Origin of the sequence: Flavobacterium sp., assembly GCF_044369455.1 — a bacterium.
Lineage (GTDB): Bacteria > Bacteroidota > Bacteroidia > Flavobacteriales > Flavobacteriaceae > Flavobacterium.
Genome location: NZ_JBIPLW010000053.1, coordinates 1 through 15,130 on the forward strand (window position 1 = coordinate 1; position 15,130 = coordinate 15,130).

General features: G+C 60.9%; 11 protein-coding genes. 1 reads left to right on the forward strand and 10 read right to left on the reverse strand.

Going from position 1 to position 15,130, the window contains the following annotated elements; all coding sequences use genetic code 11:
* The 10 genes from ACIQ2L_RS13845 to ACIQ2L_RS13890 all read right to left on the reverse strand — a co-directional run.
* Nucleotides 1-288: twin-arginine translocation signal domain-containing protein (locus tag ACIQ2L_RS13845; RefSeq protein ID WP_396159840.1), on the reverse strand; the 288-nt coding region annotated here is incomplete at its 3' end.
* 4 nt (nucleotides 289-292) lie between these two features.
* Entirely contained in the window at nucleotides 293-1,273 is a 981-nt protein-coding gene (locus ACIQ2L_RS13850) for a hypothetical protein (RefSeq protein ID WP_396159842.1), read from the reverse strand.
* A 3-nt stretch (nucleotides 1,274-1,276) separates the two neighbouring features.
* Nucleotides 1,277-2,692, reverse strand: a complete 1,416-nt coding sequence (locus ACIQ2L_RS13855; protein WP_396159844.1) for a DUF1501 domain-containing protein — start codon at nucleotides 2,690-2,692, stop codon at nucleotides 1,277-1,279.
* A 22-nt stretch (nucleotides 2,693-2,714) separates the two neighbouring features.
* Nucleotides 2,715-5,930 (reverse strand): DUF1553 domain-containing protein, encoded by a 3,216-nt coding sequence (locus ACIQ2L_RS13860; RefSeq protein ID WP_396159846.1) that lies wholly within the window; start codon nucleotides 5,928-5,930, stop codon nucleotides 2,715-2,717.
* Entirely contained in the window at nucleotides 5,927-7,195 is a 1,269-nt protein-coding gene (locus ACIQ2L_RS13865) for a DUF3500 domain-containing protein (protein WP_396159848.1), read from the reverse strand. Before ACIQ2L_RS13865 ends, ACIQ2L_RS13860 begins: the two co-directional genes overlap by 4 nt.
* Nucleotides 7,196-7,320: 125 nt before the next feature.
* Nucleotides 7,321-7,899 carry a HEAT repeat domain-containing protein gene (locus tag ACIQ2L_RS13870; protein ID WP_396159850.1) on the reverse strand — a complete coding sequence of 193 codons (579 nt, stop codon included), beginning with the start codon at nucleotides 7,897-7,899 and terminating at the stop codon, nucleotides 7,321-7,323.
* Between the two features lie 47 nt (nucleotides 7,900-7,946).
* A complete protein-coding gene (locus ACIQ2L_RS13875; RefSeq protein WP_396159852.1) occupies nucleotides 7,947-9,290 on the reverse strand; it encodes a Gfo/Idh/MocA family protein in 1,344 nt (447 codons plus the stop codon).
* A gap of 20 nt (nucleotides 9,291-9,310) precedes the next feature.
* Nucleotides 9,311-9,997: a TetR/AcrR family transcriptional regulator gene (locus tag ACIQ2L_RS13880; RefSeq protein WP_396159854.1), complete on the reverse strand. Its 687-nt coding sequence runs from the start codon at nucleotides 9,995-9,997 to the stop codon at nucleotides 9,311-9,313.
* 995 nt (nucleotides 9,998-10,992) lie between these two features.
* A complete protein-coding gene (locus ACIQ2L_RS13885; protein ID WP_396159856.1) occupies nucleotides 10,993-12,432 on the reverse strand; it encodes a DUF1501 domain-containing protein in 1,440 nt (479 codons plus the stop codon).
* Nucleotides 12,433-12,450: 18 nt separating this feature from the next.
* Nucleotides 12,451-14,517: a DUF1553 domain-containing protein gene (locus ACIQ2L_RS13890; RefSeq protein ID WP_396159858.1), complete on the reverse strand. Its 2,067-nt coding sequence runs from the start codon at nucleotides 14,515-14,517 to the stop codon at nucleotides 12,451-12,453.
* A gap of 11 nt (nucleotides 14,518-14,528) precedes the next feature.
* Between ACIQ2L_RS13890 and ACIQ2L_RS13895 the strand changes: the two genes are divergently transcribed.
* On the forward strand, nucleotides 14,529-14,696 hold the full coding sequence (locus tag ACIQ2L_RS13895) for a helix-turn-helix domain-containing protein (RefSeq protein WP_396159860.1): 168 nt from the start codon (nucleotides 14,529-14,531) through the stop codon (nucleotides 14,694-14,696).
* Nucleotides 14,697-15,130 lie beyond the last annotated feature (434 nt).

Genomic DNA, 15,130 nt, shown 5'->3' on the forward strand with positions numbered 1-15,130 from the left:
CACACGCTCCGGCGAATGCTGGCGCAGTTTCTCAAGACTGCTGGCGAGACGATCCTCGAACACGTCACCCAGAGCGACGACGACGCTGTTCGCATCCGCCTTGAGCGCTTCGATCGCCGCAGCCGTGCCTCGACCCCCGCAACCGATGAGTCCGATGCGCAGCGTTTGCGTGTTCGGCGCGGCGGAAAGGATGGAGGGAAAGGCCAGGCCGCCCGCCAGCGCACTGGCGGCGGATTGATTGATAAAGTCCCGGCGGGTGGATTCGGCGGTGGTGATGTTCGTATTCATGGTTTCAGGGGTTTTGAGTGGGTACGGAGTTGGGTTCGGCCAGGAATTTTTCGTAAAGCGCGAGCGGCTGGGACATCGCCTCGTCCAGTGGCGTGAGGACGAGCCGCACCTGCGCCGTGCGCACATCGCCGGGCACAAGGTCATCGCCAAAAATGAGGAAATCCACCGCACTGTAGGTCGTGGCGCGGTCCTCGACGCGCGGTGTGTAGTAGCGAGCGCTGATGGCGGAGCAGGCGGCTCGTTTCATCATCAGCACCACGGCGTGCTTTTTCTCCGGGTCCGTCATGAATGTGGCCGGCTGCGCGTAGTGCCGCAACGGGAAGAAAGGGGCGACGTTCGCCTTGAACTCGCTTCGCTCCCAGCGCCCGTCCAGCGGACGCCGCGCCGCGTGCGCATCGCGCGGAAACACCAGCGAGCAGCCGCGAAAGACCTCGCTAAACTCCGGCACCACGAGGTCCGCCTCCGGCGACTTCCCGCCGCTTGAGCGCCGCTGTAGATAGACGTGCGGAACCATCGCCATGTCGAAGTAGCTCGGCAGCAGCAGTTCGTAGCCCGCGTAAGTGCCCCTGGCCCGCAGCGTGAGGTGCAGGTCAATCGTGTCCGGCCCGCTCACAGTGTAGCGCGCGGTAATCTCCCCCTGATGGTCCTCCGTCGCTGGCCAGAAAATCTCCACCGCCGTGTCCGTGGCTTTCACCTCGCGCTTGTTCAGCCGAGGCGCGCCCATGCCGAGATTGACCGACATCAGCTTGAAAAGATTCAGCAACGAGTAACGAGCATCATTGACCTGCTTCCCGGACGGCTTGTCCACGAGCTGCGTGATGCCGTGATACGCCCCCTCCGTCACGATGCTGCCCGACATCAACGGCGTGTCGAAATCGAACCCACCGGTCGCGGCGTTCTTCGTCAGACGCACCGGTTCGGCGGCGTGGAGTGTGGCCAGCGGCGTGAGGATGAAAGCGGTGAGGAGAGTGAGGGTATGTTTCATGATTCAGGCGAGGATCTCCTTGATGATATGTCCATGCACGTCGGTCAGCCGGAAGTCGCGGCCTTGGAAGCGGTAGGTGAGCCGCTCGTGGTCGAGGCCGAGTTGGTGCAGCAGCGTGGCGTGGAGGTCATGCACGTGGACGGGGTCGCGCACGACATTGAAGCCGAGGTCGTCGGTCTCGCCGTGGCTGTGGCCTCGTTTGAAGCCGCCGCCGGCGAGCCACAGCGTGAAGCTGCGGTTGTGGTGGTCGCGTCCGTCATCGCCCCCCTGCACCATGGGCGTGCGGCCGAACTCGCCACCCCAGATGACGATGGTGTCGTCAAGCAAGCCGCGCTGTTGGAGATCGGCGACGAGCGCGGCGCTGGCGCGGTCGGTGGCCGCGCAGTTCGTCCGCAGTTCCTTGGTGAGCGCCTTGTGCTGGTCCCAGGCTTCGTGAAAAAGCTGCACGAAGCGCACCCCGCGCTCGATCAGGCGGCGCGCGAGGAGGCAGTTGCGTGCGTAGCTAGATTCCTTGATATCCTTGATGCCATACAGGTCGAGGATGTGCTGCGGCTCGCCGCCGAGGTCCATCAATTCGGGCGCGCTGGTTTGCAGGCGGTAAGCCATCTCGTAACTGTGAATGCGCGCCGCCGTCTCGGGATCGTGATGCTCGCCAAGCGCGAGGTCGTTCAGGGCGCGCAAGGTATCGAGCGACGCACGCTGGGCTGCCGCATCGACGCCTTTGGGATTGGAGAGATATAGGATCGGATCGCCCGTGCCGCGCAGGGGCGTGCCGGCAAAGGTCGTGGGCAGGAAACCGCAGCCGTAATTGCTGGCACCGCCGCTGGTGCCCTTGGCGCTGGCGAGCACGATGTAGCCGGGCAGGTTTTCACTCTCGCTACCTAGGCCATACAGCGACCAGGCGCCGAAGCTCGGCCGCCCAAAATTCTGTGAGCCGGTATTCATCATGATCTGTCCCGGCGCGTGATTGACGGCCTCGGTGTGCATTGAATGGATGAAGCACAGTTCATCCACGACCGCGGCGGTGTGCGGCAGCAGTTCGCTAACATGCATGCCGCTCTGTCCATGCTGGGCGAAGTTGAACTTCGGCCCGAGCAGGGCGGAGTTCGGATTGATGAAGGCGGACTTGTAGCCGTTGAGCAATTCAGCGGGCGGAAGCTGACCGCTGCGTTTGGTAAGTTCGGGCTTGTGATCGAACAACTCGAACTGACTGGGTGCGCCTGCCTGGAACAAGTAGATGACCCGTTTCGCCTTTGCCGGGAAATGCGGCGCGGGCCGGTCTCGAGTTTCCGCTGTCGCGGCGGCGGATGCCTCGCGCCGGAGCAACGAATTCAAGGCGAGCCCGGCAAGGCCGACGCCGCAATCGCGGAGGAACCAGCGACGGGTGAGAAATCCGAATTCCGAAGGGTGAGAGTTCATAGTGGGTTATCGATTTCAGGTATCAATTCTTCGTCAGCGTCTCGTCGAGATTCAGCAGCACGCGTGCGGCGAGCGTCCAGGCGGCCGCATCCTGCGCGTTAATGCCAGCGGGCCGTTTAGCGGAGGAGTCAGCGATGATTTCATCCGCGTTCAGTGCGCCGTTGGCGATGCGCTCTCGGGTGCTGGAGATGAGCGTGAGTAGCTTCTCTCTCTCCGCCGGTCGGATGCTACGAGAAACGCAGAGCCGATAGGCGTGGGCGGCGCGATGCTCATCTGTGCCACCACCTTCGTGCAGGATGCGCTGGGCGAGCGCCTGCGCAGCCTCGACCATGATGGGTTCGTTCAGGCCGGTGAGCGCGGCGAGCGCAGTGTTTGAGCGGAGCCGGCGCGCGCAGGCGAAATCGCTGCTCGGCGCGTCAAAGCTGCTGAGCATCGGGTCAGGCATGGAGCGCTTGCGGAAGAGATAGAGCGCGCGCAGATAGCGCTCGGGGCCTTGCGACGGCTTCCAGTAGGGCGGCTTCACATAATTGTTTTCCAGCACGCTCTCAGGCACGGGCGGATACGTGGGCGCTCCACCACTACGGTGCGTGAGCAGGCCGGCGATGCCCAGCGCCAGGTCACGCACGACTTCGGCATCGACGCGAAAGCGCGGGCCGCGCGCGAGAAATTGATTGCGAGGATCTCGCTCGAGCGCGGCGGGCGTGGCAAGGGAACTCTGTTGATACGTCGCACTGGTGAGGATGGTGCGCAGCAGGTGTCGCTGGCTCCAGCCATGCTCCATGAAATCCACCGCGAGCCAGTCCAACAGAGCGAGCTGTTCCGGCATGGGTGCGCGCGTGCCGAAATCCTCCGCCGTCTCGACGAGTCCCGCGCCGAAGATGGCCTGCCAGACGCGGTTCACCGCCACACGCGCTGCCAGCGGCGATCGCGCGTCCACTAGCCAGCGAGCAAAGGTGAGCCGGTCGGGCTTTGCTCCCGGTGGAAGGGGATGCAAGGCAGCGGGCGTCTGCGGCGCGACGACGTGCTTCGGTTTGTCCCAACCACCGCGATCCAAGAGCCGCGTCTCGCGCTGGTAAAACGGGTCGCGTTCCTTGAGATGCAGCACGGAGGTCGGTGCGGTGGGAAACTTCAACCACCACGCTTCGATCTCATCGTTGAAGGGTTTCAGTTCCGGCACGTTCACGCGCCAGGCTGCAAAGAGGGCCGCCTGCTCTGCGGGCGTGCGTTGCTCCGCCGGGGTCTGCAGCGCCAGGATGGCTGCGTGATCCATCGGCGCGGCATGCGGGGCGGGAGCAGTCGTGAGACTCACACGGACGTGACCCAACTGCATTCCGTAAGGCCACTGACCGCCGGAGAGATGGATCATCACTTTCATCTTCGTTCCTGATGGCAGTTGCAACGCCTGCGCGAAACGCACCACCGCCGCCGACGGTACGTTGCGCCGCCCGGCGCCGCGATCCGCCCGCCAGCTCGTCTCCAGCTTGCCGTCGATGAGGAATTCAACCGGGCCGCAGAGACGCTCGACTTTCTTCGCAACGGTCTTCTTCTGCGCGACGGTTTCGTCGAGATTGTCCTCGGATTTTTTGGGGCGCGCGACCCATTCTGCTGGTTCGGGATGTTGCGGCATGGAGAAATCCGCGGTCGCCTCCACCAGCTTCAGATCCTCGTAGTCTTTCGCGCCGGGTTTCAGCACACTGACCTTCAAATCGGACACGGCCCAGGTGCCGTGCGCGCCGCGCCCCGGACCGCCAAAGTGCAGGTCGCGATGCGGCAACGCCTCCAGACACAGTCCGGTGACACCCGCCAACTCCGGTTCGGCGACGATGATGGTATACGCACCGGTGTTCATCGGACCCTGCGTGAGGATGGAGCTGCCCGGCTCCTTGGTCGGATGCGTCATGCCGTCGCTGGAGTACAGTTCCTCCGCGTCGAGCGGCGTCCAGACGGGTTGTTGTTTCAGCACTTCATCGCTCCATGCACGCAGTTCCTCCCGCCACTTCGGGCGCGCGGCGCGCAGCCGTTCCTCCGCCGCGCGGATGCCATCCTGGATGGCGGCGATTTCTTCCTGCTGCTCGGCCTCGAAGACCGGCGAGCGCGCCTCGAAGGTGTTGTTCAGAAAAGCGAACACACCGAAATACTCATCGTGCGAGACGGGGTCGAACTTGTGGCTATGACACTGCGCGCACTGGATGGTCAGCCCAAGCACCGCCTTGCCCACGCAATCCATGCGATCGAACATTTCCTCCATGCGAAACTGCTCCGGGATGATGGCACCCTCCTCGTTGGTCATGCTGTTGCGTAGGAGCCCGGTAGCCACCATCTGCGCCTGGGTGTGATTGGGCAGCAGGTCGCCGGCGATTTGCTCGATGACGAAACGGTCATACGGCATGTCCTCGTTAAGCGCGCACACCACCCAGTCGCGCCAAGCCCACTGCTCGCGCGGATAGTCGCGTTCGTAGCCGTTGCTGTCGGAATAGCGCGCCACATCGAGCCAATGCCGCGCCCACTTCTCTCCGTGGCGCTCGTTCTTCAGAAGCCGCTCGACCAGCTCGCTTATTGCCGCCTTCGAGTCGGCGGCGTTTGCCTTTTCAAACTCGTCTATCTCCGTGGGTGATGGTGGCAGGCCGATGACATCGAGATACAAGCGCCGCGCGAGCACCGCGCTTTCCGCCTGCGGCGCGGGGGACAATTTTTCCTCGAGCAACTTATCTCGCACCAGCGCATCCACCGGATGCGTGCCCGCTGGCACCGGTGCCTTCACCGGTGGCTCAAAGGCCCAGTGCTTGGCGTAGTCCGCGCCGGAGGAAATCCATCGCCGCAAAGTGGCGACCTGCGTCGGCGACAGCGGTTTCTTTTCCGTCGGCGGCGGCATTACCTCGTCCGGGTCATGCGACAGCACGCGGGCCAGCAACGCACTTGCGTCCGGCTTGCCCGGCACGATGGCCTCCCCATCCGAATCACCGCCTTTCAGCGCCGCGTCACGCACATCCAGGCGCAGTCCCGCCTTTCGGCTTTTGTCGTCCGGCCCGTGGCAAGTGAAACAGTGCTGCGAAAGAATCGGCCGCACTTCTCGAGTAAAATCCGGTCCGGGCTCCGCAGCGTGCGTGATGAACGAACCAGCAGCGAACGCGGCGAGCAGTACCATGAATTTCGCCAGCCGAATTGGATCAGCCGAATGTCCTAAAATCTGTGGAAGCCTGTTCATTTGTGTTTCGTCGGAAGACATCGTTCTTTTCATCCGAAGTAGGAGCTGATGGGTGCTGTTGGATCATCGGCGACATGGATCCAGAGATGCACATGCGGAGCACCGCGAAAGAACCACACGAAGGCCGGTCCCTCTACGCGCCACACATCCCATTCGCCATCCGCTCCCATGTCGAACTGCTCGTAGTAGGCGATGCTGCAGGCCTCGATGCCGCCTTGCTTCTTGAGACAGCGCATTACCTGGCTGCGATACTCCTCACGATACGGCTCCAAGAACCCGGCGAGCATTTGATCGACGGCGTTCCGCTGTTCGCGGCCCATTTCCGCGATCGGCAGTCCTGGAAACGGCCCCTTCGGCCCCCGGAATCGGATTTCCGCCTCACGTCGGTCGTCGCGCTCGATGCCAGGACGCACCGTGGTGCGGTCGAGCGTCTTGCGCAGCAACGCATCCACTCGCGCGATCTCCTTCGGCGTCGGGTGGCGTAGTTGCTGGTCGAGGTCCGCCATCACCACCGGATCGGTGACGCCACAAGGCACCTGGTCCTTTACCCGAGCCCGGCTGCGCTGCTTTTCATCCAGCAGAGCATACACCGCATTGGCTAGCTTGGATTGATACCACCAGATGTTGTCGGGATGCCCGGTCTTTTCAAAAAAGCCCGACGGCTGATGCCCGTGCGCGATGCCACCGCCGAAGGCCGAGGACGTGTCGTGCCCGCTGCCCGCGCGCAGGGTGAGGTGAAAGCCGGTCACCAGACACTGGAAGTGCTCCTCGTCCGGCGCTCCAAAGAACGCGATGGCCTGATCCTCGCCCCAGGTGCCACCGTAGTCGTCCTCGGCCTGCTTTTGCAGCTTCTCCGTCCAGCCGGGAGCGAGCACCGTCTTCATCACGTCCAGCACCAGTGCCCGCTGCGCGTCCGAATAAAAATCGCTCGCGAGAAGCTGCGGCGTGATCTTCCAGGCATTCGCCATGTGTGCCCGCAGCAGCACGCCCTTCGGATCGGCGAAGTAGAGCGGCTTGCGGTTGTATTGGATGTCCACACGGTAGTCCCAGTCAAAGCACACCGCCTTCCGCTGCTCCGTGTTTAGGCTGTGATACAGCTCGCGCATCACCTCATGTGAGCCGGAAGACTCGCGCTTCGCTGGTGCGATCTGTGCTTGCGTCAGCGGCGCGGCCAAGCTTCCACTGAGCGCAACAGCGGAGCTGGTGAGGAAACTTCGGCGTGTCAGCACCGTGGTGAGAGTCGGTGTGGGTTTCAAGGACACAGGCGTTTCAGAATGCGGCAATTCGATTTCAGACATAATCACCTTTCCATGCACATCCGTAAGCCAACTGAACGTCACGTAGAAAAGCCGGGGTCGGTTCGGCCACGCAGGCTGGAATCATCCCAACGACGAACGCGGCATGAACGGATATTAAAATTTGATCATTCATGCGGTACACGAATTCTCTTGAGCGCCCGTTGAGCAGCCATACGAACCTCGGTGTCCGGGTCCATAGCCAATTCGGACAACGCGTCGAAGGACTCGCCCGTAGATATGGAGCCTATGGCACCGATCGCATTCGCAACGCCGATTCGAAACTCGGTACCAAGCTGCTTGGTTGCGCCGACAAGCTCATGCGCAGCAGCCGTTGTTCCAATGCGTTGCAATACGCCTCGAACTTCATCGCGAATCTCGATCTCGTTAAGTAGCGGCGCAATCATCGGTACCTGCTTGTCGGACGCTATCTGTTGCAAGAAAGTGCAAATCAACCGCCGAACAGCGATAGGATGCTTAGGGACCTGAACCGTGTCTATGTTGTCCGGAACATTGGTAGGGGGTGCCTTGGAAGTTACCGTAGCTGCCAATTCCATGGCCAACTCCGTAGCCAATTGCTCGCGTTCCTCGCTGTGATCGGGACGGGTCTCGCGATCGATTAAACGGGCGAGCTCGCGATGAGCGCGATACTTCATCGCCATGTCGACCGAACCCATTTGCGTCAAAAGTTGTTTCACATCGGTCATCAGCGACTCCGAAAAATTATCTTTCCTGGCTCAGACACAATTGCGTATTACAACGACCACGTTCCGCGCATGGCTCGTCCCAAAAGACGATTGGCTGGATCGTCATCAGGAAATTTTTCTTGGACGGGATCCCACCGCAACGGACGTTGTAAACGGGCAGCAATGTTGGCCAAATGAGAAATCGTCGCTCCCCGGTGCCCCATTTCGACATCGCAGACAGGGCGCTGACGCGATTGGATACAGTCGAGCCAATTCGTGTAATGACCGACGTAGCTCTCGTGCAGTCGCGACGTGTACTCCTCAGGTCCCGTCGGGCCTTGCAGGATGCTCGAATCATCCGCGCGGATCCGTTGTCGCGAAACGGAAATGTGTCCGCGGCTACCATAGATTTCGATGACTCCGCCGTGTGGCGACGGGTCAGATGTGGTCGTCAATTCAACGTTACCGTGCGCTCCGTAAACGAACTTGACCTCAAACTTCCACAGCGTGTCATAGAGACCGTTCTCCTCGAAAGTGCCAGTTCCCTCGACATGAGTTGGGCCCGATCCGTCGGCGCCGATGATCCATTGCACAATGTCGTGTTGATGAGCGCCGTGGTCGGTGAGCCTGCCGCCAGAATAATCTGCAAAACGGCGAAAGCTGTAGTGGCATCGCTCGGGAGTGTAATCCACATAAGGGGCTGGTCCCAACCAAAAATTCCAATCCAGACTTGCAGGAGGTGTTTGCGGCGCAACAATCGTTCCCCCGCTAGATCCCGCCCCCAAGTGGGTCACGATCCGTTGTAAGTCTCCGATCGCCCCGCGGTGTACCAAGTCACGGGCTTGGCGAAAATAGTATTGGTCCGATCGTTGCTGGCTTCCGGTTTGAAATACGGTTCCATAACGACGCGCGGCCGCGACCAACGCCTTCCCCTCATCGATCGACCAAGTCAAAGGTTTCTCGCAATAGACATCTTTGCCGGCCTCGATCGCGGCAAGTGCGATGAGAGCGTGCCAATGGTCGGGAGTCGCGATCACGACTGCGTCAATGTCCTTGCGATCGAGCAGATTACGAAAATCCTTATATTGCGACACGCGTCGCTTCGAATGAGTCAAAACGTCGATCGCCGCTTGTTCGCGATGGAGCTGATCGACATCACAAACTGCAACCACTTGAACTCGTGGATTAGGGAGCAACAGCTTGCCAAGGTGTTGTCGACGACCAAAGTCACCGACCCCAATCACACCGATGTTGACGCGATCGCTCGGGGCCGGCGCGGCCAATACCTTTCGAGTAGCCGGTGAAAGAATCATCGGCAACGACAACGATATGCCAGTGGCGGCCTGACTTGCGAAAGTTCGCCGATTGATTCGCGTTGATAAATCCCTATCGATATTGCTTTGAGATTCCACTGCTTTGGTGCGTCGACTCGTCATGTTTTTTTTGCCCGTCGTTGTGGATCGATCCTACGAGTTCGTGTCACGCTTTTGCGTGCGGCGGTTTGCGGAACGCTTCCAGCTCCCGTTAGCCCCGCAAATACGGCGTCCGATAGGTGCTTAGATGCCGTTGCAAGGTCTAGCTTTAGTCGTCCGACCAACCAATGCCGAACGAAATGCGAGCTCATGCCGAATACGATCGATGCATAAAGCTCATCGGGCATCGCCGCAATCTCTCCACGCTCGCGAAACGGCCGCAACCAACCAGCCAAGTCCTCGCTTGTACGTCGGTTGATTTCGTCGATGACGACGGCCTGATCCGCAGAAAGATCCGCCGTGGCTACGCGAAGAAGATACAGTGCCCAATCGCGATTTTTGTCGATCCAATCGAAGTAGGAGCGAAGAATTGCGCGGACCCCAGTTCGCAATGATGTGTGCTTCGCCATCGCCTGAAGATAGAGCGACCGGAGTTCTTCGAGCCCTTCGACGTAGAGTTCTACCGCGAGGGTTTGTTTGCTTCCAAAGTGATGATAGATGCTGCCCGAGCTAGCCCCGGATGCTTCGCGAATATGTTCAATGGTCGTTGCTTCGATGCCATGGCGAAGAAAACAACGGAGCGATGCGTCAAGGATATCCCGACGGCGACGAGAAGTTTGGTTTTGGCGAATGCACGGGTTTTTCATACGGTTAGTACAATATTCTAGAATGCCATTCTAGTCAAGTCGATCGTCGTCCTTAGACAAAATCGAAATCGGCAGTATGGAGCACGGCCAACGGCGCGAGCAGCAGGGCGGTGAAAAGAATGAGAGCATGTTTCATGGTTAGGGACTCTTGTTTTTTTCATCTGAAGCGTCTTTTAATAACGAATGTACTTTGGCGCAGCCCGGTTGCTTGCTCACACGAAAACGACATCATTGACAAGGGCAGTACTAGGGGCAGTACTAGGACATGCTTTGCAATGCGAGAGAACTGGGGACACTGCACTTCTAGGACAGGTGTCCCCCGATGGCTCTTCCGATGGCTTCCTTGCCGATCACCAGCGCATTGTGTCTTAACCCTCCCAGCGAAGCGTCCGGGAGGGTCGGCAATCGAGCCTACAGCGAGATTGCCGGGGAGGGCTGGCGCGGTCGATCGGCCATCAAACGCCGCGGTCCGCCCCCTCCCCAGCCATGCTAGCGCTGGCTGACCCTCCCCAAACTGCGTTTGGAGAGGGGGAAGATGGTGGCGATCAGTACTAGGACATGCATCAGGACACAGAGTACTAGGACATGCACTGCAACGCCAAATAGCCATCGGTTCGCGATGCATGTCCCTTTCTTTCTTGACCCAGGTCGCGAGGGTGAAGTCGCGGCTGAAATTAATCGCCGAAGGATTCGCCAGCTCGATGCCCGCGTTGACCTTTTCGATCACCACCGCGTTGCCCACGCGTCCGGGAGCAAAGGAAGGCGCGAGCTTCGGATCGACCGGCCGACCATCGTGTTGACCGGTAACGTCCTTCAGGTCGTCATCAAAGCGGAAATGGGCAACGAGGTCGGCGCGGGTTGCCAGCGGTGCGAACAGCAGGGCGGTGAGAGCCGGGCGAAGCGAAGATAGCCGACGAAGTTGAATCAAAAAGATGCAGGCAACGGTGAAGATGGGTTTCATGGTGGTTGTAGGGTGGCCCAAGCAGGCTTGCAGCTCACGCGAGGAGTTCTTTGATGACCTGTCCATGCACATCCGTGAGCCGCCAGTCGCGGCCACCGTGGCGGTAGTTGAGCTTTTCGTGGTCGAGGCCCATCTGATGCAGAATGGTGGCGTGGATGTCGTGGATGTTCACCGGCTGGCTGACCACGGCGTTGCCGAACTCGTCGGTCTCGCCGAAGGCGGTGCCGCCTTTGAATCCGCCGCCAGCCATGAAGATGGAGTATCCGTTCACATGGTGGTCGCGGCCTGCGGTGGCGCTGACTTTCGGTGTGTGTGGGGTGCGGCCCATTTCTCCGGCCCAGAGGACGATGGTGTCTTCCAACAGGCCGCGCTGCGAGAGGTCGGTGATGAGTGCGGCGACACTTTGGTCGGTGATGCGGGCGTTCTTTTCGTGGTCTCGCTTGAGCTGGCCGTGCTGGTCCCACGGGGAGTTGTTGCCATCGAAACTCGGGCAGGTGATTTCGACGAAGCGCACACCGGCTTCCACGAGTCGCCGCGCACGCAGAGCTTGCGTGGCATAGAAGCGCTGGTGCTCATCGGTGGAATCGAGGCCGTAGAGTTTGCGGATGTGCTCGGGCTCGCGGCTGATGTCGGCCAGCTCGGGCACGGTGCTCTGCATGAGGAAGGCGGTCTCGTAGTTGGCGATGACGCCCTCGATGGCCTGGGCATCGGAGCTTTGCGCGGCGAAAGCGGTGTTCTGCCCGGCGAGCAGCGCGAGTTTGCGGCGCTGGATGGCGGCGGTGTCGCTCGGCGTGATGTTGTCCACGGGCACGCCCTTGGCCCGCATCATCGTGGCCTGATGACTGGCGGGGAGAAAGGAGCTGCCGAAGTTTTCCAGTCCGCCGTTGGGCACCCAGTCATTGTTAAGCACGACGTAGCCGGGCAGGTTGTGGTTCTCCGTGCCAAGTCCGTAGGACATCCAGGCACCGCAACTCGGAGCCTGGCCGATGATGCGTCCGGTGTGCAGCAAGAGATTCTGCTGCCCGTGCAATGGCAACTCGCCGACCATGGAGCGCACGATGCAGAGGTGGTCCGCCACTTTCGCGAGATGCGGAAAAAGTTCACTCACCCACAGGCCGCTCTCCCCGCGCTGCTTGAATTCCCACAGGCTGCCAAACCAGACGCGGTTCGCATTGGCTTGAGCACGCTTCGAGACAGCGCTCGCGCCGATGGCTTTGCCTTCGTGCTGCTTGAGCATGGGTTTCGGGTCGAAGGTGTCCACATGACTGGGCCCGCCGTCCATGAAGCAAAAGATGATGTTCTTCGCCTTCGCCGCGAAATGGGCGCCCGGTGCGGCGCTGGCCGTTCGTGCGAAGAGGCTGCTCAGAGCCAGCCAGCCGAATCCGGCGGAGGTGCGCTGAAGAAAGCCGCGCCGTGAAAAATCGGGAGCGATGCTGCCGGGGCAGTGACAGGAGGAATGGAGCGAGGTTTGCATGGCGTGTCTGGCTTTGGTTCAGCGGTAAAAAAGAAACTCGGTGGTGTTGAACAACGCATGGGCGAGCTGCGCCCACGCTGCTTCGTCTTGCATCAGCGCACCACCATTGGGAGTGGCGAAATCACGCGCGGCGGCGCTCCAGCGTGACAGCTCATCATCCTGCGGCTCGCGCCCGAAGGCCTGCACGAACATCGCACGCACGCGGTCTTCCGGCTTGGCGTGCGGGGCCTGGAGGAGCTTTGCGGCCCAGTGCTTCGCCATCGCGCTCACGAACGGGTCGTTGAGCAGGGTCAGCGCCTGCGTGGGCACGTTGGTCACATCGCGCCTGCCGGTGGGCAGCTTGAGCTCCGGCAGATTGAAGGCGGTGAGAAACACTGGCGGCGCCATGATGGACATTTGCAGGTAGAGCGAGCGTCGGCCAAGTCCATCGAGCGGACCGGAGAAGAGGCGCTTTTTGTCGTCCTCAACACTGCGCGGAGGTGCGATGGGTCGGCCGTAAAGTTGCGGGTCGAGCCTGCCGGAGACGGCCAGCAGCGCATCGCGAATGCCTTCCGCCTCCAGCCGCCGCGTGGGGTAGTGATGCAGCAGGCGATTGCTGGGGTCGCGTTCGCGTGCGGCCTGACTCACGAGGCCGGACTGCCGAAACGTCTGGCTGAGCACCAAGCGGCGAACGAGCGACTTGGTGGTGGACCATCCCTCGCGCACGAACTCACGCCCAAGCCAGTCGAGCAGTTCAGGATTGGAAGGCTTGTCGCCGAGCCGGCCAAAGTCATCCGGCGTGGCAACGAGGCCGGTGCCGAAGACCCATTGCCACACGCGATTCACATAAACGCGCGAGGTGAGCGGATGCTCGGGCTGCAAAAGCGATTCCGCGAGTTCCAGGCGTCCGCTGCCAGCGCTGGCGGCGACGGTGTTCTTCCCGCTGAACATGCGGAGGAAGTTGGGCTGCACGAGCGCTCCGGGCACATCGACATTGCCGCGCACATTGAGGGGATAGCTTGCCCTTGCGGTCTCGCGTTCGTCCATGCTGTTCACGGTGCGCGGAAAGGCCATGCCGGCTTCCACGAGGCGATACTCGGCCACCAGCGCGGCAGTGCGTGGTGATTGGTTCGGCAGCAATTTTTTCGCAAGCAACCAATCGAGGATGACCCGGTCGCCTGGCTGTGTTTTGCCCGCGCACCAGCGCGTCACCGCATCGCCGAACCAAGTGGAGATGCGGCTCCAGGCTTCAGCGGTGGAGTTTGGCGGTGTGCCAGTGTAGAGCGCGGCGAAGGCGTCGAGTTCATCCTGCGGTGCGCCTCCCGCGTCATGCGAGACGATGCCGGTGATGCTGAGCCAGCTGCGTTTGTCGTAGCCGAGGTCATTGTTTTTGAGTCCCTTCGCCACACTGGTGCGCGGCGGGAAGTTGGGGTTCAGCGATGAGGTGGAAAACTCGACGGTGACTTGCTGCACGCCGTTCTTGAGTGCCGCATCGGAGAAGGACTTCCACTCCGGCTCCGTGTTGGTGAGGAAGGTGACGGTTTCATTTTGAAACGCATGGTCATCCATCACGAGGTAACCGCCGAACTCACCGCCCGCGAGTTTCAGACTCACGAGATTGCCGGGCACGAGATGCTCCGGCGGCATCCGCAGACTTCCGGGCAGCTTGGAAGACAAGGCGTGCGTGTGCCAGCCTCGCGGCAGGAGTCGCGCGATGGCCGCATCCCCTTCCAGCGCGATGAGCGGCGTCGCGTCCTCGACGTAACCGTGCTTCATGCCATCGCCTTCGATGACCCAGCCTCGCGGCAAAGTGGCGGTGGCTGCATCGGCGAGCGATTTGAAGACGGTATTGGCTTTGCGGCGCTGCTCGCGTGTGGATTGCCATTCAGCGGCGAGTTCGCTCCAGAGTTCGGCGGCGTGCTCATCGCCGAGCACTTGCGGCGCGGCGGACTTGCCACCGGGTGCGAGCCGGAAGCGCCCCAGCACATGCTGCGTGCCATACTGGTGGTCGAGCGTGATGGTCCACTCGCCGCCATGCGGCAGCTCGACGGGCGCGGCGAATGTGAAGCGCGCGGTGTGGTCCCTGGCTTGCGGCGAAATCGGCAACCGCTGCGATCATGCAAACTCGACTGGCATGTGTTAAGACCGATCTCGCCGAAACGGAACTCTCGTTACAAGCCATTGCATCGCGAGCCGGCTTCGCGTCCGTCCAGCATCTAGCCAATCTCTTTCGCGACCGCGTCGGAATGACGCCCGGTCGCTATCGCCAGGACATGAGACACTAGGCGAGTTGCAAAAGAGAATATACCATGATGCGTCGCAACGAAGTCGATAAAGGTCGTCCTACGGGATGGCAAGGCCAGTGAGGGTGTCGACTGGCCCCGCTCAATGAGGACCGCTTTCGAACGGTATCGCCAATTTGGTTCACCTGCATTCCTCCGAAGAATCAACTTCGGCGAAATGCGTCCGAGCGGTTCTCCAAAGTCCGTATAAGCAAACTGCAAAAATTTTCTGTAGATGCTAAGCTCAGCGAGAATCATCACGAAAAGCGTTGTTTCCGGTGTACTTATTTTGATCTGCGAACTGATACTGCCACGCTAGTTCGTTCAGTGTACTTCACAGGCCTACGCCAGTTCGACAGCGAGAAACGCCTGATTTTTGAAGGTTTTGTTTGGAGTCGAGTCTCTCAAGGCTATCTGAGTGTAGTGCCGGTCCAGGG